Source organism: Micrococcus sp. 63XJN7_6_ISO-PGPR-S23-444 (genome assembly GCF_058072765.1).
The window spans coordinates 734,391-755,114 of sequence record NZ_CM176516.1; the positions used below are offsets into that span (position 1 = coordinate 734,391).

Genomic DNA, 20,724 nt, shown 5'->3' on the forward strand with positions numbered 1-20,724 from the left:
GGGCCCGCTCCGCGGCTCAGGCCAGGAGCTCGTGGATGCGTCGGATCAGCATGGCGGTGAGGTCCGCGTCGAAGTCCGCGGTGGAGGAGTCCATGAACAGGTGCCGGTCCGTGTCGTACTCGAAGAGGTCGGCGGGGCGGTCCGGGTGCTCGGCGGTGGCCGCATAGGAGCGGGCGGTCTCGAGGTCGCCCTCGAGGGCCCAGGGGTCGCGGGTGCCGAGGTGGATCTGCAGGGCGGTGTGGGGCTGCCAGAGCGGGGCGTAGGCGTCGAGGGCCAGGACGCCGGCCATGGCGATGCACGCGCGGAAGCCGGGGACCACCTGGGCGGCACGCCAGGCGGGCATCACGCCCATGCTGATGCCCGCGACGACGGAGGCCTCCTGGTGCTCGGCACACGCCCGCATGCCGCGTCGGCCGATCTCCTCGAAGCCGAGGTGCTGGGCGTGGGCGACACCCTCGTCCACGGTGGCGAACGTGCGGCCGTCGTAGAGGTCAGGGGTGTGGACGGTGTGACCGCCGCTGGCGATCTGTTCGGCGAGCGCGCGCACGCCGTCTGTGAGACCGAGGGCGTGGTGGAAGAGGACGATCTGCGCCATGGGTCAGAGCGTAGACCGCGGTGAGCGGCTGCCCCAGAGTGCGGGTGGGTGATCGGGGCGAAGAAGTGAGGTGGCTCGCGTCTGTCGCCACGGGTGAGTTGCCGCTCATTGCGTGGAGGGCAAGCGCAGTGTTTCTCCGACCGGTGCCCTGGGTTCTCGTTGCAGCGCTCCTCCCCGGGCGTGCTCTGCTGGGTGGGGGCGAGACTCGGGGACGCATGCTGTCGGTGCGGATGCGGAAAGGAGGCTCCTGCCCACCGGAGACTGCGCGAGCGAGCGGCGAGGAATCTTCTGCATGAGTGCCGAGGCACTCGTGCGAACGGTCACGGGGCTACTCGAGGCAGGACCGGACAGCAGCCTCCTCGCTTCATCCGTCTTGCGACCTTCGGGACGTCTTCGCCGGACGATGCGGCGTCCCCTTTGGACGGACGGCGACGAAGGGGCGCCCTGTCCGACTGCTCCTGGCGACCTCGACCACGGCATCCACGTTCGACGGAGGACGGGAGAACGTCTCGCCGGGTGGACGTCGGAGCTGAGTCCACCGTTCCGCTGCGGTCACACGGGAATCGCCGTCAGTGCGGTCACGCCGGGGCGGGAGACGCGAGCTGGCAGGGCATGCCGGGTTCGGGGACGGCGGGACTGATGTGCACGGCCCGCCCCGGCAGGGGCTCGACCTCGGTCAGCCGTGGCCAGATGAGCCGGTGCTCGGCGTTCGTCCCGGCCGGCACGAAGAAGCGGTGGGGCAGGTGCAGCAGCAGCCGGCCCGTCGCCAGCTCTCGGCCGCCGAACACCGCCAACCGCAGGCCGGCGGCGGTCGGACGGCCGAGCCAGTCGTGCACGTCCTCCTCGACCGTGCGGTAGGTGTCCCCGACGCGCAGGCCGGACCACGCGTTCCAGCCCGTGATCACCGCCGTGCCGCCGGCGGCCGCGAGCTCGCGCAGGCGGGCCAGGGCGGCCTCCCCGGCCCCCTCGACGTCCGGGGTCAGCACCGGCGTCCCGGACCGCGCGGCCGCCGCGGCCTCCCCGGTGCCGTCCAGCACGGCCACCGGCCGGCCGCTGCGCAGCGCCACTTCGACGACGGCGGCCAGCGTCTCCGCGCGACCGCCCGCGGCCTCGACGATCCATGCGGTGCGTCCCTCCGCGCCGGTCGGCCACCGCCAGGGACGGTGCCGGCCGTGGGCCGCGTCGTCGAGCAGGGCCAGGGCCGTGGCCTCCGCCCGGCGAGCGCGGTCCGGCACCCAGCGCTCCGGCAGGGCGGGGGTGACCACGGGCGGGGGTGTCGGCCAGTCACCCGCCGCGTACTTCTCCACCAGGACCGAGACGACGGCCTCCCAGGGGGCGACGGCCGGGGCGGCCGCGGCCTCGCCCAGCCGTCGCCACACGGGCGTGCCGCCGTCGACCGTCCACTGGGACGCGCGGAACGCGACCGTCGGGCGCCCCGCCGTCGAGAGGATCGCGGAGCCGGGGCGACGCGGGTCGAGCCGGGCCGCGGCGGCCGTGCCCACCAGGTCCCACGACTCCTGCTCCGTCGCGGTGCGCAGGGCGATCGTGCTGCCCAGGTTCGAGCGCAGGTCCGAGCCCACCGCACCCGTGGCCCGCTGCGTGGCCAGGATGAGGTGGAAGCCGAGGGAGCGGCCCGTGGCGGCCAGACGCTGCAGGACGGCGGCCGCGTCCGGGTGGTCGTCCACGAGCACGCGCAGTTCGTCGATCGCCACGACGAGCCGAGGCAGCGCCGCGTCCGGATGGCGGCGACGGAAACCGGGATAGTCGCTGACCCCGGCCTCCGCGAAGAGGGCCTCGCGGCGATGCAGCTCCGCCCGGATGGCGCTCAGCGCCCGCAACGAGGCCGTTCCCACGTGGTTGGTCTCCAGGCTCATCGTGTGGGGGAGCGCGCCCAGCGAGCCGAACGACGCGCCGCCCTTGAAGTCCAGCAGCAGGAACGCGACCTCGGCCGGCGGGTGGTGCGCCGCGGCTCCCAGCAGGAGGGACAGCAGGAGATCCGACTTCCCGGATCCCGTGGTGCCCGCGATGAGCAGGTGCGGACCGTCGGCGGCCAGGTCCATCTCGACGACGCCCGTCTCGTCGCCGCCCCGGGCGAGGGTCACGGTGAGCCCGTCGACGGCATCACGGGCGCCCACCTGCCCCGGTGGTGTGAGCGTGCCGTCCCCGTCGTCGGTGGGCAGCAGGCCGAGGTTCACGACGTCGTCGGCCAGCTCGGTCAGCCAGGCGACCAGGGTGCCGTCGGCGAGGCCGTCGGCGGTCACGTCCTCGAAGCGCTGTTGTTCCGCCGGGACCACGACGGTGCGCCCGCGCAGGTCGACGACGGCGTCCCCCGGCGCAGGCGACGGCCCGGTGAAGTCGTACCGCGTCCAGGGCAGATCCGTCCGGGCCGTGGGCGTCGTCCCCGCGTCGTCGCCGATGGCGGCCCGCCACGCTCGCCACGCCGGATCCAGTGCCGCGTCCTCAGGAGCCGACACCAGCAGCCGCGGGCCGGACCCGCCCGACCGCCAGGTGCGGCGGACTCCACCGGCCTCCACCACGAACGCGCCGTCGGCGGCCACCGCGTGCCGCAGGAGCTGGAACACCGCCCACCGGCAGGCCCCGGCCACATCGCGCGGCGGCCCGACCACGACGACGCGCGACTCCGGCGGTGACGTCGTCATCACGGTGCGCCGCGACGTGACGGCCTCCACCCATGCCTCGTCCGGGTCGTCCCGCGACAGGGACAGCGCCCCGATGCCGGAACCCCACGAGACCGCCACGGCCTCGTCGGCCCCCGCCGTCAGTCCGAAGCGGTCCGTCGCGCCGGAGCGGACGGCGCGGGCCACCCCACCGGGGCTCAGTGCCGCCCGAGCCCGCCGGCGGACGACCGCGTCCGCGCGGGCGGCGAGCAGCCGCGCATGCCGCAGCCGGGTGCGGCGCTGCATCGCCAGCATGACCAGCGCCACCGTCACGGACAGCACGCCGAACAGCAGGAACATCGGGTTGCCCATCATCAGGACCAGGGCGACCCCGAGCACCAGCGGGCCCAGGGCGGCCACCAGCGGGATCACGACGGACTGCCGGGCCGGTGGGGATCCGAGGTCGATGGCGGGCGGCTCCGGTGTGATCGGCCGCGGCAGGGCGGACCCGGGCCCGCGGACCAGGCCCAGGGCGGTCCGGCCCACAGGGAGCGGGCTGCGGCCGTCCCACAGGCGTCCGGTGCCCCGAGGGCCGTCGTGGACGTGCAGCCCGGTGGGCGCGAGCCGCAGACGCATCGGCCGCGACGGGGCAGAGGGATCGTCCAGCAACAGCCGCGCCTCGCCGCGTCCCACGCTCAACCCGCCCTCCCCCAGAGGGACGAGGCGGCCGGCGTCGGGTCCGTGCTCGGTGACCACCGCGAGCTCCGGCCCGCGGGTCGGTGCACTCCCGACCCGTTCCGCGTACGTCACGCTGCGCGGCCCGGCAGCGCACCGGCGCAGCGACCGGGCGGGAAAACGTTCCCGCACCGCCCGATCCTGCTCGCCCGCGTCGGCGGGGAAGTGCTCCACCCGCCACGTCTCGGGAGCGGCCCCGCCCAGGATCCGCACGCTCCAGGCCATCCCCGCCCCTCCCTCCCGAGAACGGCGACCGGCCCGTCCGGCCGCCTGGGGACGACCCTGCCACGGCCGGATGGCGGTTCGGGCGGCCTGTGGACAACTCCCCGTCGAACGGGACCGCCACCACGTTGTCCACAGTCATGGTGTCCTGGACCACACGCGTCGACGGAACGGGGTATCTTCCTGATCGAGACGTGTGCGGCGCTGGGGATGGCGCCGAATCGGGCACAGGAGGGACACATGGATGCGGTGCGCATTCTCGAGGACGAGATCCGGGAGATCGTCCGGCGGCAGGGCATTGACCCGCAGCGTGAGCACGCCCGGGTCCTGACGCTCATCCAGGACGCGGCGGCGGACTACGAGTCCCGCGCGATGGTCAGCTCGCTGCCGGACCTGGAGGATCCCGTGGCGGCGCGGCAGGACCTGTTCGACCGCATCGCGGGCCTCGGGCCACTCCAGCGGCTCATGGACGATCCGTCCGTGGAGGAGATCTGGCTGAACGCGCCGGACGCCGTCTACTGCGCGCGGTCCGGCCGCTCCGAGCTGACGGGCATCGTCCTGACCGAGGAGGAGGTGCAGGACCTCGTCGAAGTCATGTTGAAGTCCTCGGGCCGGCGGCTGGACCTGTCGATGCCGTTCGTCGACGCGGCCCTGCCGGACGGTTCGCGCCTGCACGTGGCCATCCCCGACATCACGCGGCGGCACTGGGCCGTGAACATCCGGAAGTTCATCGCCCGGGCGCGCCGGCTGGACGACCTCGTCCGGGGCGGTTCCCTCACTCCGACGGCGGCCCGCTTCCTGGACGCGGCCGTGGACGTGGGCATGAACATCCTCGTCAGCGGGGCCACCCAGGCGGGCAAGACCACCCTGCTCAACTGCCTGGCCTCGGCCATCGGCCCGCGGGAGCGGGTGATCACCGTGGAGGAGATCTTCGAGCTGCAGATCCCGGTGCGCGACGTCGTCGGGCTGCAGTGCCGCCAGCCGAACCTGGAGGGCCACGGCGAGATCCCGCTGCGCCGCCTCGTCAAGGAGGCGCTGCGGATGCGCCCGGACCGCCTGATCGTCGGCGAGGTGCGCGAGGCCGAGGCACTGGACATGCTCGTCGCGCTGAACTCCGGCCTGGCCGGCATGTGCACGATCCACGCGAACTCGGCCGCGGACGCGCTCACGAAGCTCTGCACGCTGCCGCTGCTGGCCGGGGAGAACATCTCCCGGGACTTCGTCGTCCCGACGGTCGCCACGTGCATCGACGTCGTCGTGCACTGCGAGCGCGACCGTCAGGGCCGCCGGCGGGTGCGGGAGATCCTCACCGTCGGCTCACGGGTGGAGGGCGGGGTCATCGAGACGTCGGCGCTCTTCCAGCGTGACGCCGAGGGCGACCTGCGCCTCAACGAGGGTGCGAACCTGGAGTTCGAGGCGCTCGCCCGTCGCGGCGTGGACGTCCACGAGCTGGTGGGGCTGCGCTGATGGCCGCGCTGCTGGGGCTCGCGCTCGGCTGCGGCCTGTTCCTGCTGTGGTGGTCCCTCTGGTCCCCTCCCACGGAGAAACCCGGGGCCGCCCGCCCCGACTCGCGCCTGCGTGTGCTGATCGCCCAGTCCGGCATCCAGCGTCTCAGCCCGGCCGGCGTCGTGTCCGCCATGGCCGTCGGCGGTCTCGTGGTCGGGCTGCTCGTCCTGTCGCTGACCAGTACGTGGACCATCGCCGCGTGCTTCGCCGTCTTCGGCGCGGCCGTGCCCTGGCTGCTGTTGTCCTGGCAGGCCCGCCGGCGGTCCACGGCACTGCGCGAGCTGTGGCCGGACGCGATCGACCACGCCCGGTCGGCCATCCGCGCGGGCCTGACTCTCCCGGAGGCGCTCATCCAGCTCGGGGAGACCGGGCCGGAGGGGCTGCGCGAGCCGTTCCAGCAGTTCGCCCGGGACTACCGGGCCGGAGCCCGCTTCGTGGACGCACTGGACCGGCTCAAGGCCCGGATGGCCGACCCCGTCGCGGACCGCCTGGTGGTCTCGCTGCGCCTGACCCGCGAGGTCGGGGGCGCCGACATCGGCCGTCTGCTGCAGACCCTCTCCGAGTTCCTCCGGCAGGACGCCCGCATCCGCGCCGAGCTCGAGGCCCGGCAGTCGTGGACCGTGAACGCGGCCCGGTTGGCGGTGTGCGCCCCGTGGCTCGTGCTTCTGCTGCTGGGGACCCAGCCCGCCGCGGTCGCGGCCTATCGGTCCGCCGCCGGCGGGGCCGTGCTCCTCGCCGGCATGGTGGCCTCCGTCGTCTGCTACCGCGTCATGCTCCGCATCGGCGCGCTGCCCCGGGAGAAGCGGGTGTTCGCATGACGTCCGCGCTGATCTGGGCCGCGCTCCTGGGCCTCACCCTCGGGGCGGGACTGCTCCTCATCCTGGTCACCCAGCCGGTGGGCTGGCGCCCCAGCCTCGAGCAACGGGTCGAACCGCAGCTGCGCCACCACATCCCGGCCTCCCGCCTCCTCGAGGAGGAACGTGCGGGCGCCTCACCCTGGGGAGCGTGGGGACGCATCCTCGATCCCGTGGTGCAGGCCGGAGTCGGCTGGGTCCAGCGCATCTCCCCGGGCGGGGTGGCGCTCGACCGCAAGCTGGCCGCCGCGGGGCTCGCGGTCACGTCGACGGACTTCCGTGCCCAGCAGGTCCTGAGCGGAGCCGCGGGGGCCGCCGTGGCGGCCGTCCTCGCGCTCAGCCTCACCGTCACGGGCCGCGTGCCGGTGATCACGGGGGTCGCCCTCGTGATCGCCGGCGGCATGGCCGGGTTCCTGCTCCGGGAGCAGCTGCTCTCCCTGCGGGTGCGACGGCGGCGCGAGGCCATCCTCTCCGAGTTCCCGTCCGTGGCCGAGCTGTTCGCGCTCTCGGTGGGCGCGGGGGAGAGCGCCGCCGGAGCGCTCGAACGCATCGCGGGGACGGCGCGCGGGGAGCTGGCCGGCGAGTTCCGCACCACGCTCGCCGACATGCGTGCCGGGGCGTCGCTGTCCGCGGCGCTCAAGGCCATGGGACGGCGCGTGCAGCTGGCCCCCGTCGAACGGTTCATCGGGGGCGTGCTCATCGCGCTCGACCGCGGCACGCCCCTCGCCGACGTCCTGCGCGCGCAGGCCCAGGACGTGCGTGAGATGGGTCGCCGCGAGCTCATGGAGGCCGCCGGCCGGAAGGAGATACAGATGATGGTGCCCCTCGTGTTCGGCATCCTCCCGCTCACGGTGATCTTCGCCGTCTTCCCCGGCATCTCCCTGATGCGCCTGGGGTTCTGAAGACCCACAACTGAATAGTCCATCCATCCACCCACGATCACCATCCACTCCGGCCGCACGGGCGGCCGGCCACCCGAGGAGGGGACCATGCTCCACCACCACGCCATCACCGTCCTGGCCGCCCTGCGCGCCCTCATCCACGACGACGTCCGCGACGAGCGCGGCGACGTCCCCGGCTGGGTGATGATCACCCTCATGTCCGCCGTGCTCGTGGCCGGCCTGCTGGCCCTCGCCCTGCCGGCGCTCCAGGGACTGTTCAACCAGGCCATCTCCCAGGTGTCCCAGGGCGGCTGAGCATGCCCCGGGGTGCTGCCCACGGCGCGCAGGCGCCCCGTGGCGGCCACACGGGTGTCCGCTGGCGGGACGACCGGGGCGCCGCGGTGGCCGAGTCCACCATGGTGATGACCCTGGTCGTCCTGCTCTTCGCGGCGCTGCTCCAGGCCGGCGTCGTGATCCACACGCGCAACGTGATGATCGACGCCGCCTCCGCCGGCGCCCGGTACGGGGCGCTCGCGGACCGGAGCCCCGAGGACGGCGTCCAGCGGGCTCGGGAGCTGCTCTCGGCCGGCGTGCCCGGCCAGTCCGGGGCCGACGTCGCCGCGGAGCTCACCAGCCAGGACGGGGTCCCGGTCCTGCGCGTCACGGTCTCGAGCTCGCTGCCCGGCCTGGGGTTCCTGCCGGGCCCGATCCCCGTGGAGGTGAGCGGTCATGCGTTCCGTCAATGACGTCCGCGACGAGCGGGGAGCGGCCACGGTCGAATTCCTGGGCCTCACCCTCGTCCTGTTGATCCCCGTGGTGTACCTGATGATCTACGTCTCCCAGGTCCAGGCCGCGGCGTTCGCCTCGGTCGCCGCCGCTGACCAGGCCGTCAAGGCCGTGGTCGCCGAGGCTGATCACCCCAGCGCAGGCGCCGCCCACGCCACCGTCGAGCTCACGCTGGCCGACTACGGCGTGGGCGCCGGCCAGTACGACCTGACCGTCGGCTGCGATCAGGGCGGCTGTGGCACGCTCGAACCGGGCGAGGTCGTCGCCGTGCGGGTGGACGTGGGGGTGCCCGTCCCTCTCACGCCGGCAGCGTGGTCGCTGACCCCCGTGACGGTGGGTTCCGACGCCCGGCAGACTGTGCCGAGGTTCTGATGCGCCGCCGCCTCACCGCTCGCCTGGGTCACGACGACGGGCAGACCACCGTCCTCACCGTCGGCCTGTGCGCCGTGCTCGTGGCCCTCATGCTGGTCATGCTCGCGGTCACCACCGTGCAGTTGCAGCACCGCCGCCTGCAGTCGCTCGCGGACTCGGCCGCCATCGCCGGGGCAGAGGAGCTCGGCTTCCGGCTGGGGGAGGACCCGGGCGTCGTGCTCTCCGACGACGACGTCGCCGCCTCCGCCAGCGCACACCTCGCGGCCGTCGGTGCCCAGGAGGCCGTGCCCGGGCTCGGCGGGATGAACGCCCGCGTGGCCGACGACGGCACCACCGTCGTCGTCACCCTCGACGCCCGGGCCGATCTGTTCGCCATGACCGGCCCGTTCGCGGGGACACTGCCCCTGTCGGTCCCCCTCGAGGCGACGGGCAGCAGTCGCACTAGCCTGGCCCGGTGATCCGCTTCCTCCACGGCATCGGTGGCCGGCCCGCCCACTTCGAGCCCCTTGCTGACGCCCTCGGCGCCGTGGCCGACCTCGCCGCCTCGCCCGCCCTGCCCGGCCACCCGGGCACGGACGCCGGCGGTCAGGGCCGCCCCCGGGCCGCACGGCCGGCGACCGATGCGGACCCCGTCCTCGACGCCGCCCGCACCTGGGCGGCGCAGGCCGGCCCCGTGCCGGGGCTGCTGATCGGCCACAGCACGGGCGGGGTCATCGCGCTGCGCGCCGTCGCCGACGGGCTGGTGCGGCCCCGCGCCCTCGTGGTCATCGACTCGAACGTCCCGGTGACGGACACCGCCCTGGCCGCCCGGGCGGCCAAGGCCCGCCTCGCCGCCCGCCCGGACTGGCGGAGCGTGCTCCGCGCCTCGCTCGCGCGGGACCTCCTCGTCCCGGAGCCGTGGCGCGAGCGGATCCTGACCGACCTGGACGCCACGCCGGACCATCCGATGCGCGAGCTCTGGGCCGCCGTCCTCGCCGCGGACACCCGTGCCCTCTGGGCCGGCATCACCGTCCCGACGCTGTACGTGCGCAGCACCCGGGACGTCCACCAACGGGACCTGGACGCGGTCACGCAGCACGCCACCGTCGTCGATGTCAGCACGGGCCACTGGCCGCACGTCACGGAGCCCGAGGCCGTCGCGGCGGCGATCCGCCGCTGGCACACGACCGGCGTCCACCCCACGCGGTAGGCTGGCCGAATCATGGCTGACACTGACTTCTCCGCGGAGATCGACTCCCTGCGCCACACCCTGGCCTCCATCGAGCAGGTCTCGGACCTCGACCGCATCAAGGCGGACATCGCCGAACTGGAGCAGCAGGCCTCCGCACCGGACCTCTGGGACGACCCGGAGGAGGCCCAGAAGGTCACCTCCAAGCTCTCCCACCGTCAGACGGACCTCAAGCGCATCACCTCCCTGGAGAGCCGCATCGAGGACCTGGAGACCATGGTCGAGCTCGCCGCGGAGGAGGACGAGCCCTCCCTCCTCGACGACGCGAACCAGGAGCTGACCTCCATCCGCAAGGCCCTGGAGGAACTCGAGGTCGTCACGCTGCTCAGCGGCGAGTACGACCAGCGCGACGCCGTCGTGACCATCCGCGCGGGCGCCGGCGGCGTGGACGCGGCCGACTTCGCCGAGACCCTCATGCGCATGTACCTGCGCTGGGCCGAGCAGCGCGGCTGGTCCACCAAGGTCATGGACACCTCCTACGCGGAGGAGGCCGGCCTGAAGTCCGTCACCTTCGAGGTCAACGCGCCCTACGCGTTCGGCACCCTCTCCGTGGAGGCCGGCACGCACCGCCTCGTGCGCATCAGCCCCTTCGACAACCAGGGCCGCCGCCAGACGTCCTTCGCGGCGGTCGAGGTGGTGCCGCTGATCGAGTCGGACGACTCCATCGAGATCCCCGAGTCCGAGATCAAGGTGGACGTGTTCCGCTCCTCGGGCCCCGGCGGCCAGTCCGTGAACACCACGGACTCCGCCGTCCGCATGACGCACCTGCCCACCGGCATCGTCGTGTCCATGCAGAACGAGAAGTCGCAGATCCAGAACCGTGCCGCCGCCCTGCGCGTGCTCCAGTCCCGTCTGCTGCTGCTGCGCAAGGCCGAGGAGGACGCGAAGAAGAAGGAGATGGCCGGCGACGTCAAGGCGTCCTGGGGCGACCAGATGCGCTCCTACGTGCTGAACCCGTACCAGATGGTCAAGGACCTGCGCACGGGCCACGAGGAGGGCAACCCCTCCTCCGTGTTCGACGGCCACATCGACGATTTCGTGGACGCCGGGATCCGCTGGCGCGCCGAGCAGGTCAAGGCCGCCCAGGAGGACTGAGCCCCACGGCGCGGCCCCGCCGCCCAGGCCACCACGACGCCGGCCCGCACCTCCGCAGTGAGGCGCCGGCCGGCGTCGCCGTTCAAGCCCCCGCAGGGGCCTCGGGCCTGGCCCGGGAGACCGGCCCGGTGGGATGCTCGAAGCACCGGGCAGGCGCCCCCGCGCGCCGGTCCGGCACCAGACTCCATTCCCACCCAGGAGGTCGACCAGCATGACCATGCGCGCCGCCCGTTGGCACGGCAAGAAGGACATCCGCATCGAGGAGATCGACTCGCCCACGGCCGGCCCGGGGCAGGTCCTCGTGGACGTCGCGTGGTGCGGCATCTGCGGCACGGACCTGCACGAGTACCTCGAGGGCCCGATCTTCATCCCGCCGGCCGGGCACCCGCACCCGATCTCCGGCGACGCCGCCCCCGTCACGCTCGGCCACGAGATGTCCGGCACCGTCGCCGCCCTGGGCGAGGGCGTCACGGACCTCGAGGTCGGCCAGAAGGTCGTCGTGGAGCCGTACATCGTGCGCGAGGAGGACCGGGACCGACCGGACTACAACCTCGCGCCGGACATGAACTTCATCGGCCTGGGCGGCGACGGCGGCGGACTGGCCGAGCAGATCGCGGTGCAGCGCCGCTGGGTCCACCCGGTGGCCGACTCCGTGCCTCTCGACCAGGCCGCGCTCATCGAGCCGCTCTCCGTGGCCCACCACGCGTGGGTGCGGGCCGGCTCTCCGACGTCGGGCGTGGCAGTGATCGGTGGCGCCGGCCCCATCGGCGCGCTCACGGCGGCCGTGCTCAAGGGCAAGGGCCTGACGGTGTACGTCTCCGAGCTCTCGGAGCTGCGCCGCCAGAAGGTGCTCGAGGCCGGCGTGGTAGACGAGGCATTCGACCCCCGCGAGGTGGACGTGCCCGCGAAGATCCGCGAGCTGCACGACGGCCAGGGCGCGGACGTGGGCTTCGAGTGCACCTCGGTGGACGTGGTGCTGGACATGCTGCTGGACGCGGTGCGTCCCGGCGGGGTGATCGTCAACGAGTCCATCTGGGGCCACGAGCCCGCCGTGGCCCTGCACAAGCTGGTGATGAAGGAGATCGACCTGCGCGGCACCATCGCGTACGCGAACGACCACGCGGACACCATCCGCATGGTCGAGGACGGCGCCGTGGACCTCGCGCCGTTCATCACCGGCAAGATCGGCCTCGACGACCTGGTCGACCAGGGCTTCGAGACCCTCATCCACCACAACGAGACGGCCGTGAAGATCCTCGTCTCGCCCACCGGCCAGGGCCTCTGAGGCTCCGGCCCGATCCCCGGACGTCCCGACGACGGCCCGCACCCGCGCGCTGCGGGTGCGGGCCGTCGTGGTCCCTGTGCCGCGGCGCGCCGTCACAGACGCGTCGCTCCCTGGCGCGCCTGTGACCGGGGTCATAGACTGCATTTGAGTGAATCGTGATGAACCGAGTTGAACGTCCCAGGAGGACCGCATGACCGCCGAGCTGCCCCAGCCTCAGCCCACCGATGCCGTGATCGTGGGCGGTGCCCGCACGCCCTTCACCCGGCTGCTCTCGCAGCAGGCCGACCTGCGCGCCGTGGACCTGGGCGCCCACGCGATCACGCACGCGCTCGAGCGCGCCGGCGTGGCCCCCGAGGACGTGGACATGGTCTACATGGGCCAGGTCGTGCAGGCCGGCGCGGGCCAGAACCCGGCCCGCCAGTCCGCGCTCGCCGCGGGCATCCCGTTGAACGTCCCGGCCATGACGATCAACAAGGTGTGCCTGTCCGGCCTCACCGCCGTGATCGACGCCGCCCGTCTCATCCGCCTCGGCGAGGTGGACGTGGTGGTGGCCGGCGGTCAGGAGTCCATGACCAACGCCCCGCACCTGCTGCCCGGCGCGCGCAAGGGCTTCAAGTACGGCCCGGCCACCATGCTCGACGCCGTCGCGTGGGACGGCCTCACCGACTCCCTGAGCCACGAGGCCATGGGCGAGCTGACCGAGTCCGGCAACGGCGAGCGGAACATCGCCCGCGCCGAGCAGGACGAGGTCGCCGCGGCCTCGCACCAGCGGGCCGCCCGGGCCCAGTCCGAGGGCGTCTTCGAGGGCGAGATCGCCCCGGTGGAGATCCCGCAGCGCAAGGGCGACCCGCTGGTCGTCTCCCAGGACGAAGGGGTCCGCCCGGACACGACCGCCGAGTCGCTGGGCGCCCTGCGCCCGGCGTTCGCGAAGGACGGCACCATCACGGCCGGCAACTCCTCGCCCCTGTCCGACGGCGCCGCCGCCCTCGTGGTGACCTCGCGGGCCTTCGCCGAGGAGAAGGGCCTGACGATCCTCGCCACGGTGGGCGCACCCGGCCAGACCGCCGGCCCGGACAGCTCGCAGCTGCACTCGCAGCCTTCGGACGCGATCGCCGCGGCGGTGCGGAAGCAGGGCTGGGACGTGGCCGACCTTGACTTCATCGAGATCAACGAGGCGTTCGGCGCCGTAGCCGTGCAGTCCCTGCGCGACCTCGGCTACCCGCACGAGAAGACCAACATCCACGGCGGCGCCATCGCCCTGGGCCACCCGATCGGCGCCTCCGGCGCCCGGCTGGCCCTGCACGCCGCCCTCGAGCTCGACCGGCGCGACGGCGGCCGCGCGGCCGTCTCGCTCTGCGGCGGCGGCGGCCAGGGCGAGGCCCTGATCCTCTTCCGCTGACAGACCGCCCCTGACAGAAAGGACCCCGGACATGGCTCTCGACAAGACCGTGGCCACGCCCGCCGAGGCGGTGGCGGACGTGCCGGACGGCGCGTCCCTGGCCGTCGGCGGCTTCGGGCTCTCCGGCAACCCCGTGCAGCTCATCGAGGCCCTGCTCGAGCAGGGCGCCACGGACCTGTCCGTCGTCTCCAACAACTGCGGCGTGGACGGCTGGGGCCTGGGCCTCCTGCTCGGCGCGCGCCGGCTGCGGAAGATGACCTCCTCCTATGTGGGGGAGAACAAGGAATTCGCCCGCCAGTACCTCGAGGGCGAGCTCGAGGTGGAGCTCGTCCCGCAGGGCACCCTCGCGGAGAAGCTCCGCGCCGGCGGCGCCGGCATCCCGGCGTTCTACACCCGCTCCGGCGTCGGCACCCAGGTGGCCGAAGGAGGCCTGCCCATGCGCTACGACGCGGACGGCACCGTGGTGAAGTCCTCGCAGGCCAAGCCCACGGACACGTTCGTGCTCGGCGAGGGCTACCTCAGCCAGGCCCCGGACGAGCCCGAGACCTATGTGCTCGAACGCTCCATCGTCACCGACTTCTCCCTTGTGCACGCCTGGAAGGGCGACCGCCACGGCAACCTCGTGTTCCGCAAGGCCACCCGCCAGTTCGGCCCGCCCGCGGCCATGGCCGGCCGTGTGTGCATCGCCCAGGTGGAGGAGCTCGTCGAGCCCGGCGAGATCGACCCGGACGACGTGCACCTGCCCGGCGTCTTCGTGCACCGGATCGTGGAGGTCGGCACGGACATCGAGAAGCGGATCGAGAAGCGCACCGTGCGCGCATCGGGGGAGGGGCGGGCATGAGCGAGCAGACCACCGGGCGCCCCCGGGGCCTGAGCCGCGACCAGATGGCGGCCCGCGCCGCGCAGGAGCTGCCGGACGGCGCCTACGTCAACCTCGGCATCGGCATGCCCACGCTGATCCCCAACCACATCCCCGCCGGGCGGTCCGTGGTGCTGCAGTCCGAGAACGGCATCCTCGGCACGGGCCCGTACCCCACGGAGGAGGCCGTGGACCCCGACCTGATCAACGCGGGCAAGGAGACCGTCACCGTGAACCCGGGGGCGTCCTTCTTCGACTCCGCGCTGAGCTTCGGCATGATCCGCGGCGGCAAGATCGACGTCGCCGTCCTGGGCGGCATGGAGGTCTCCGCCGCGGGCGACCTGGCCAACTGGATGGTGCCCGGCAAGATGGTCAAGGGCATGGGCGGTGCGATGGACCTCGTCCACGGCGCCGGCCGCGTGATCGTCATGATGGACCACGTGTCCAAGGACGGCACCCCCAAGATCGTCGACCAGTGCACCCTGCCGCTGACCGGCCGCGCCGTCGTCGACCGCATCATCACGGACCTGGCCGTGATCGACGTCGTCGGCACCCCGGAACAGCCCCGCCTGGCGCTCGTGGAGACCGCGCCCGGCATCACCGAGGAGCAGGTCCGCGCGCTCACCGGCGCGCCGCTGGACTGAGCCGACGACGCCGCCCCGCGGCCCCGGCGCACCGCCTCGGCGGGCATCGGGCCGGCACGGGATAGACTGGACGGCCGCGCCCTGATCGGGGCGCGGCCGTCGCCGTGGACGCTGGAAGGACGTGAGGCCATGGGCAAGAACAGCAAGGGCAAGGCCGCCAAGCAGCCGGCCCCCGGCGAGCGCCAGGTGATCGCCAACAACAAGAAGGCGCGCCACGACTACACCATCCTCGACACGTACGAGGCCGGCATGGTGCTCACCGGCACCGAGGTGAAGTCGCTGCGCGAGGGCAAGGCCTCGCTCGTGGACGGCTTCGCGGTCTTCTACCGGGACGAGCTGTGGCTCGAGCAGGTCTACATCCCGGAGTACCTCAACGGCTCGTGGACCAACCACGCCGCCCGCCGCCGCCGCAAGCTGCTGCTGCACCGCGCCGAGCTGACGAAGATCTCCCGCCAGATCCAGGATCCGGGCCTGACCATCGTGCCGCTGTCCCTGTACTTCCTGAACGGGCGCGTGAAGGTGGAGATCGGCGTCGCGCGCGGCAACCGCGAATACGACAAGCGGCACAAGCTGCGCGAGCAGCAGGACAACCGCGAGGCCCAGCGGGCCATGCGGATGCGCAACCGGCGCGCCGGCGTGGCCTGAGCGCGGTGGACCCCTTGGGAATGCCTCGGGGGCGTGCTACGTTGTATCTCTCGCAGGGCCGGTTTCAGGACCGGCGGGCCTCGCGCCCTCCGCCTGCAGTGGTGATTGACAACCTCATAGAGGAGTCGCCCCCCTGGGGCCGATCGGTTTCGACGGTGTGTGTCGCGTCGGGAGAAGCGGGCCGAGGATGCAGAGTCATCTCGTCAAACGCTCTCTGCAAACCAATAAGTGCCGAATCCAAGCGCACTGACTTCGCTCTCGCTGCCTGATCAGTGATCGAGTCCGTCACCCCGAGGTCGCTGTCGCCTCGGATCGTGGCGTCAGCTAGATAGCCACTGGGCGTCACCCTCGCCGGGGGTCGTGACGCCGACATCAATCCGGCTGGGTCCGGGTTGGCCGCCCGTCTGCGGGACGGCCAGGACCGAGCAACACCCACAGCAGACTGCGCCCGGAGAAGACCTGGCAACACCTCATCGGACGCGGGTTCAATTCCCGCCGGCTCCACTCACCACCACGGGAAGGCCCCGGAATCACCCCGATTCCGGGGCCTTCGTCGTGTCCATGCCGGTGTGCGGCGGCCCGCCCCTCAGCCGGCCAGGACGGCGTGCAGGCCCAGGCCGGCGCCCCAGCCGACGACGACGGCCACCAGCCCCAGCCCCAGATGCGCGGTCCACAGGCGGGCGGCTGTGCCCCATCGACGGGCGAGCGCGGCGTCAGCCGCCTCAGCGGCCACGGTGGACCACGTCCCCAGGGCGTGGCAGAACCCGGACACCACGGCGGACACCGCCGCGACGAGCACGAGCCCCTGCCCGTCGCCCCAGCTCTCGGAGGCGTACACCAGCTCCGGCACGGCCAGGCCGACGGTGACGCCGAGGAGCAGGGCCGCCGTCGTGTTGGCGGTGAGCAGACCCCGGGGGCCGAGCCGGTCGGTCAGGCGCCGGCGCACCAGGGCGCCGAGCGCCCCGCCCGCCGCGAGGCAGGCCAGGAGGGCCACCTGGAGGAGAGCGAAGACCTCGTATCCCGCGCCGCTCATGCGTCCTCCGCCGAACGATCCGCCCCGACCACGCGGGAGCCCGGGGCGCCCCCGGCGCGCAGGCCGAGCACGGCCGCCGCCGTCGAGAGCGCAGCCATCAGCGCGAGCACCAGCAGCACCGATGCCGCCGCGGTGAGGACGCCACCCGCCCCGGACACCGCGGCGCCCAGCCGCACCGGCCACAGCACCAGGGCGACGGCGCTGGAGATGGTGGTGAACGCACCGAGGAAGCCGGTTCCCAGCCCCGCCACCAAGCGTGGACGCCAGTCCGGCCCGCGGCGTCGCGAGGCCGCCCACAGCAGGCCGAGCAGGAACGAGCCGAGCACGTTCACCACGAACAGCGGCAGGGCCTGGACGAGCACGTCGACCGCCCCGAACGCGGCGCCGAACGTGCCGCGGAAGTTGGGCGCCCCGGCCAGCGCGGTCACCGCGTTCATCACCCCCGCACCGCACAGCACGCCCGCGGCACCGCCCAGGGCCACCGCACCCGCAGTGCCGGGCCGTCGATCTGTCCCGCGCCCGCCCCTCCGGTCGGCCGTCGGCTCCCCCCGCGCGGCCATCAGGCGCCGTCCTCGGCCTCGTCACCCGCGCGCAGGCGGGCGAGGACGTCGTCGTGGAGCAGGCCGTTCGTGGCCAGCGCATGCCCGCCGAACGGGCCGTCCTCGCCGTCCAGCGAGGTGAAGCGGCCGCCGGCCTCGCGCACGATCGGCACCAGGGCGGCCATGTCATGCAGCTCGAGCTCGGGCTCGGCCGCGATGTCCACGGCGCCCTCGGCGACGAGCATGTAGGACCAGAAGTCGCCGAAGCCGCGCACGCGCCACACGTCCGAGGTGAGCTGCAGGAACGCGCGGATCGAGCCGCGTTCGCGCCAGCCCTCGATCGAGGAGAAGGACAGCGACGCGTCCTCGACCCGATCCATGCCGGACACGGTGATCCGCTGAGCACGCGTGAGCGAGGTGCCCGCGAAGGCGCCCTGGCCGGCCGCGGCCCACCAGCGACGGTGCAGGGCGGGGGCGGAGACGACGCCGACGACGGGCTCGCCGTCGATCAGCAGCGCGATGAGGGTGGCCCACACGGGCACGCCGCGCACGAAGTTCTTGGTGCCGTCGATGGGGTCGACCACCCACTGCCGGCCGGAGCGGCTCAGAGATCCGCCGAACTCCTCACCCACGATGCCGTCGCGCGCCCGGGCACGGGACAGGGTCGAGCGGATGGACTCCTCGGCGGCGCGGTCCGCATCCGTGACAGGGGTGAGATCCGGCTTGGTGCTGACCTCGAGGTCCTGGGCCTTGAACCGGGACATCGTGATCGAGTCCACGTTGTCCGCCAGCATGTGGGCCAGCCGCAGGTCCTCCGTGAGGTCGCGGCCGCGGGTCGCAGGGTTCTCAGGTCGCTCCATGCCGCCCACGCTATACCGCGCGGGCCGCCTCAGTCCTCGGACGACGCCGCGTCCTCCGCCCCCGAGGGGGCCAGCCGGTTGCCGAGCAGACGCCGCAGCGAGGCCAGGCGTGCCGCTCCCGAGGGGCCGGCGTGGCCCGCGGCCACCCATGCGTCCAGGCCGCAGCCGGGGGAGTCGGCGGTGTGGGTGCAGCCGCGCGGGCAGTCCGCCAGCCCGCCGGCGAGGTCGTCGAACGCCTCCACCACGCGGTCCGGCTCGACCCAGCCCAGCCCGAAGGACCGGATGCCGGGGGTGTCCACCACCCAGGTGTCCGGCAGGGGGGCGCCGTCGTCGCCCGTCAGCGGCAGTGCGAGCGCGGACGAGGAGGTGTGCCGGCCCCGGCCGGTGACGGCGTTGACGTGGCCGGTGGCCCGTTCCGCGCCGGTGAGCGCGTTCAGCAGCGTGGACTTGCCGACGCCGGAGGGCCCCACGAACGCGCTCGTGTGCCCGATCAGCCGCTCGGCCACCCGGGCCACGAGCGAGGCGTCCAGGGCGGTGTCCCCGGTCTCGGCCTCGAAGGTCGCCGCACCGGAGGTCATCACCTCCAGGTCCAGGGCCTCGTAGTGCGCCACCAGCGCGGCCGGATCACGCAGGTCGGTCTTCGTGATGAGCAGCACCGGGTGGATGCCGGCGTCGTAGCAGGCGACCAGGGCGCGGTCGATGAAGCCGGTCCGGGGCTCCGGATTGGCCGCGGCCACCATGATCACCAGCAGGTCGGCGTTGGCCACCACCACCCGCTCGACCTCGTCCGAGTCGTCCGCCGACCGGCGCAGGACCGTGCTGCGCTCCTCGACACGGATGATGCGCGCGAGCGTGCCCTCGTCCCCGGAGAGGTCCCCGACGACGGCCACCCGGTCGCCCGTGGCGATCGGCGTGCGGCGCAGCTCGCGGGCGCGCATCGCCGTGATCCGCTCGTCCAGGCGATCCGGCAGCACCACGGCGTACCGGCCGCGGTCCACCGTGGTGACCATGCCGACCTGCGCATCCTCGTGCTTGGGCCGCTCCTTGGTGCGCGGGCGGGTGCCGCGTTTGGACGGGCGCACCCGGACATCGGACTCGTCCCACGCGGAGGGATCGAGGCGCCGGGCCATCAGCGGGCCTCCTCGGCCGCATCGCCGGGTGCCACGAGCGCGGTCCACAGTGCGGGGAAGTCCGGCATCGTCTTCGCGGTGGTCGCCACGTCCACGATGCCGGTCCCCGGCACGCGCAGGCCGACGACGGCGGCGAAGGTCGCCATCCGGTGGTCGTGGTAGGTCTCGAGGGCGGCGGGCGACAGCGGCCCCGACGCGTCCGTCCCCGGGAAGCCGAGCGACGTCTCGTCCTCGTCCACGGTGATCCCCAGGCGGGCGGCCTCGGCGGTGAGCGCGGCGAGCCGGTCCGTCTCATGGCCCCGCAGATGGCCGATCCCCGTCAGGCGGGTGGGCCCGGAGGCCAGCAGGGCGAGCGCGGCCGCGGTGGGGGCGAGCTCGGCCGTGTCCGCGATCTCACCGGCGCCGGTGATGCGGGGCGCGCCGTCGTCGTGGACCGCCCCCGTCACCGTGAGCCGGCCGCGGGAGCGGTCCGTGCGGTCGACCGTGAGGGCCACGCTCGCCCCGAACTGCGGCAGGATCCGCCGCCAGCGGTCGCCGATCTGCGTCGTGCGGGTGGGCCAGTCCGGCACCGTCACGGAGCCGCCCGTGGCCACGGCGGCGGCCAGGAAGGGGCCTGCGTTGGACAGGTCCGGCTCGACGGTCGCCTCGTGTGCCGGGATGCGCCCCGGGGCCACGGTCCACGCCCCGGGACCCGTCTCGGCGACGTCCACCTCGAGCGCGCGCAGCACCCCGACGGTCATCGCGACGTGCTCCGGACTCGGCACGGTCTGCCCGGTGTGCCGCAGCCGGAGGCCGCGCGGCATCCCCGCGGCCGCCAGCAGCGCGGCGGACAGGAACTGGGAGGAGCCGGAGGCGTCGACCGCGACCTCCGGCACGTCGCCGTCGGGGGCCACCGTGGCCGCGTCCGCGCGGGTCGTCATCGTGAAGGGCAGGCGACCGGGCTCGCCCTCCTCGTTGACGGCCACCCCGAGCTGGCGCAGCGCGTCCAGGACCGGGGCCATCGGGCGCAGGCGCGCGCCGGCGTCGCCGTCGAAGCGGACCCGGCCGGGCCGCAGCGCGGCGACGAACGGGACGAAGCGCATGACCGTCCCCGCCAGTCCGCAGTCCACGGCGACATCCCCGGCCAGCGGCTCGCCGACCGGCATCGGATGCACCCGCAGTCCGCCGTCGGACAGGGGCTCGAACCGGGCCCCGAGCGCGGTGAGCGCCGTGCGCATCAATGCCGTGTCCCGCGACTCGAGGACGCCGTGCAGGACGCACGGACCGTCGGCGAGCGCGGCGAGCACGAGATGCCGGTTCGTCAGCGACTTCGATCCCGGCAGCCGCACCTCTCCGCGCACCGGGCCGCGCGCCACGGGCGCGGGCCAGGTCTCGGCGGCGTCGGGACGGGGGGCGGGGGAGTGCGTGGCGGCACGCGTGGGGCGGGTCACCGGACCAG

General features: G+C 73.7%; 21 protein-coding genes and 1 other RNA gene. 15 read left to right on the forward strand and 7 right to left on the reverse strand.

Annotation, left to right across the window (positions count from 1 at the left end; translation table 11 throughout):
- Positions 1-16: 16 nt before the first annotated feature.
- Entirely contained in the window at positions 17-595 is a 579-nt protein-coding gene (locus tag AC3RJ9_RS03390) for a dienelactone hydrolase family protein (protein ID WP_123244100.1), read from the reverse strand.
- Between the two features lie 578 nt (positions 596-1,173).
- On the reverse strand, positions 1,174-4,173 hold the full coding sequence (locus tag AC3RJ9_RS03395; protein WP_119217429.1) for an FtsK/SpoIIIE domain-containing protein: 3,000 nt from the start codon (positions 4,171-4,173) through the stop codon (positions 1,174-1,176).
- A 237-nt stretch (positions 4,174-4,410) separates the two neighbouring features.
- Here AC3RJ9_RS03395 and AC3RJ9_RS03400 point away from each other — a divergent pair, with 237 nt between their 5' ends.
- The 15 genes from AC3RJ9_RS03400 (at position 4,411) to ssrA (ending at position 16,231) form a co-directional block, all read left to right on the forward strand.
- Entirely contained in the window at positions 4,411-5,637 is a 1,227-nt protein-coding gene (locus AC3RJ9_RS03400; protein WP_041104284.1) for a TadA family conjugal transfer-associated ATPase, read from the forward strand.
- The gene (locus AC3RJ9_RS03405) at positions 5,637-6,494 is read left to right on the forward strand and encodes a type II secretion system F family protein (RefSeq protein WP_010079080.1); all 858 of its coding nucleotides are present in this window, start codon (positions 5,637-5,639) and stop codon (positions 6,492-6,494) included. The genes AC3RJ9_RS03400 and AC3RJ9_RS03405 overlap by 1 nt, the downstream gene beginning before the upstream one ends.
- Positions 6,491-7,432 carry a type II secretion system F family protein gene (locus AC3RJ9_RS03410; RefSeq protein ID WP_041104286.1) on the forward strand — a complete coding sequence of 314 codons (942 nt, stop codon included), beginning with the start codon at positions 6,491-6,493 and terminating at the stop codon, positions 7,430-7,432. The genes AC3RJ9_RS03405 and AC3RJ9_RS03410 overlap by 4 nt, the downstream gene beginning before the upstream one ends.
- Positions 7,433-7,519: 87 nt before the next feature.
- A complete protein-coding gene (locus tag AC3RJ9_RS03415; RefSeq protein WP_010079078.1) occupies positions 7,520-7,726 on the forward strand; it encodes a hypothetical protein in 207 nt (68 codons plus the stop codon).
- 2 nt (positions 7,727-7,728) lie between these two features.
- Positions 7,729-8,157, forward strand: coding sequence for a TadE/TadG family type IV pilus assembly protein (locus AC3RJ9_RS03420; protein WP_036381779.1), 429 nt, complete (start codon positions 7,729-7,731; stop codon positions 8,155-8,157).
- Entirely contained in the window at positions 8,141-8,569 is a 429-nt protein-coding gene (locus AC3RJ9_RS03425; RefSeq protein WP_036313982.1) for a hypothetical protein, read from the forward strand. Before AC3RJ9_RS03420 ends, AC3RJ9_RS03425 begins: the two co-directional genes overlap by 17 nt.
- Positions 8,569-9,027, forward strand: a complete 459-nt coding sequence (locus AC3RJ9_RS03430) for a Tad domain-containing protein (RefSeq protein ID WP_036381775.1) — start codon at positions 8,569-8,571, stop codon at positions 9,025-9,027. Before AC3RJ9_RS03425 ends, AC3RJ9_RS03430 begins: the two co-directional genes overlap by 1 nt.
- Entirely contained in the window at positions 9,024-9,758 is a 735-nt protein-coding gene (locus AC3RJ9_RS03435) for an alpha/beta fold hydrolase (RefSeq protein ID WP_049147203.1), read from the forward strand. The genes AC3RJ9_RS03430 and AC3RJ9_RS03435 overlap by 4 nt, the downstream gene beginning before the upstream one ends.
- Positions 9,759-9,770: 12 nt before the next feature.
- Complete coding sequence (gene prfB / locus AC3RJ9_RS03440; protein ID WP_049147200.1) at positions 9,771-10,892, forward strand: peptide chain release factor 2; 1,122 nt, start codon at positions 9,771-9,773, stop codon at positions 10,890-10,892.
- A 217-nt stretch (positions 10,893-11,109) separates the two neighbouring features.
- Positions 11,110-12,177 carry a 2,3-butanediol dehydrogenase gene (locus AC3RJ9_RS03445; protein WP_041104337.1) on the forward strand — a complete coding sequence of 356 codons (1,068 nt, stop codon included), beginning with the start codon at positions 11,110-11,112 and terminating at the stop codon, positions 12,175-12,177.
- A gap of 190 nt (positions 12,178-12,367) precedes the next feature.
- On the forward strand, positions 12,368-13,576 hold the full coding sequence (locus tag AC3RJ9_RS03450) for an acetyl-CoA C-acetyltransferase (protein WP_113913915.1): 1,209 nt from the start codon (positions 12,368-12,370) through the stop codon (positions 13,574-13,576).
- A gap of 31 nt (positions 13,577-13,607) precedes the next feature.
- Positions 13,608-14,417 carry a CoA transferase subunit A gene (locus AC3RJ9_RS03455; RefSeq protein WP_061867907.1) on the forward strand — a complete coding sequence of 270 codons (810 nt, stop codon included), beginning with the start codon at positions 13,608-13,610 and terminating at the stop codon, positions 14,415-14,417.
- On the forward strand, positions 14,414-15,079 hold the full coding sequence (locus AC3RJ9_RS03460; protein WP_144861677.1) for a CoA transferase subunit B: 666 nt from the start codon (positions 14,414-14,416) through the stop codon (positions 15,077-15,079). The genes AC3RJ9_RS03455 and AC3RJ9_RS03460 overlap by 4 nt, the downstream gene beginning before the upstream one ends.
- 129 nt (positions 15,080-15,208) lie before the next feature.
- A complete protein-coding gene (gene smpB / locus AC3RJ9_RS03465) occupies positions 15,209-15,724 on the forward strand; it encodes an SsrA-binding protein SmpB (RefSeq protein ID WP_044659238.1) in 516 nt (171 codons plus the stop codon).
- 135 nt (positions 15,725-15,859) lie between these two features.
- Positions 15,860-16,231: a transfer-messenger RNA gene (gene ssrA, locus AC3RJ9_RS03470) on the forward strand.
- Positions 16,232-16,310: 79 nt separating this feature from the next.
- On the opposite strand, the gene AC3RJ9_RS03475 is transcribed toward ssrA, so the two are convergent.
- The 5 genes from AC3RJ9_RS03475 to aroA form a co-directional block, all read right to left on the reverse strand.
- On the reverse strand, positions 16,311-16,757 hold the full coding sequence (locus AC3RJ9_RS03475) for a CrcB family protein (protein ID WP_206495750.1): 447 nt from the start codon (positions 16,755-16,757) through the stop codon (positions 16,311-16,313).
- Positions 16,754-17,239, reverse strand: a complete 486-nt coding sequence (locus AC3RJ9_RS03480) for a FluC/FEX family fluoride channel (RefSeq protein WP_036313968.1) — start codon at positions 17,237-17,239, stop codon at positions 16,754-16,756. The genes AC3RJ9_RS03475 and AC3RJ9_RS03480 overlap by 4 nt, the downstream gene beginning before the upstream one ends.
- A gap of 77 nt (positions 17,240-17,316) precedes the next feature.
- Complete coding sequence (gene hisN, locus AC3RJ9_RS03485) at positions 17,317-18,156, reverse strand: histidinol-phosphatase (protein ID WP_095346587.1); 840 nt, start codon at positions 18,154-18,156, stop codon at positions 17,317-17,319.
- Between the two features lie 29 nt (positions 18,157-18,185).
- Entirely contained in the window at positions 18,186-19,286 is a 1,101-nt protein-coding gene (rsgA, locus tag AC3RJ9_RS03490) for a ribosome small subunit-dependent GTPase A (RefSeq protein WP_063190317.1), read from the reverse strand.
- The gene (gene aroA / locus AC3RJ9_RS03495; RefSeq protein ID WP_158183650.1) at positions 19,286-20,716 is read right to left on the reverse strand and encodes a 3-phosphoshikimate 1-carboxyvinyltransferase; all 1,431 of its coding nucleotides are present in this window, start codon (positions 20,714-20,716) and stop codon (positions 19,286-19,288) included. Before aroA ends, rsgA begins: the two co-directional genes overlap by 1 nt.
- Between the last annotated feature and the right edge of the window lie 8 nt (positions 20,717-20,724).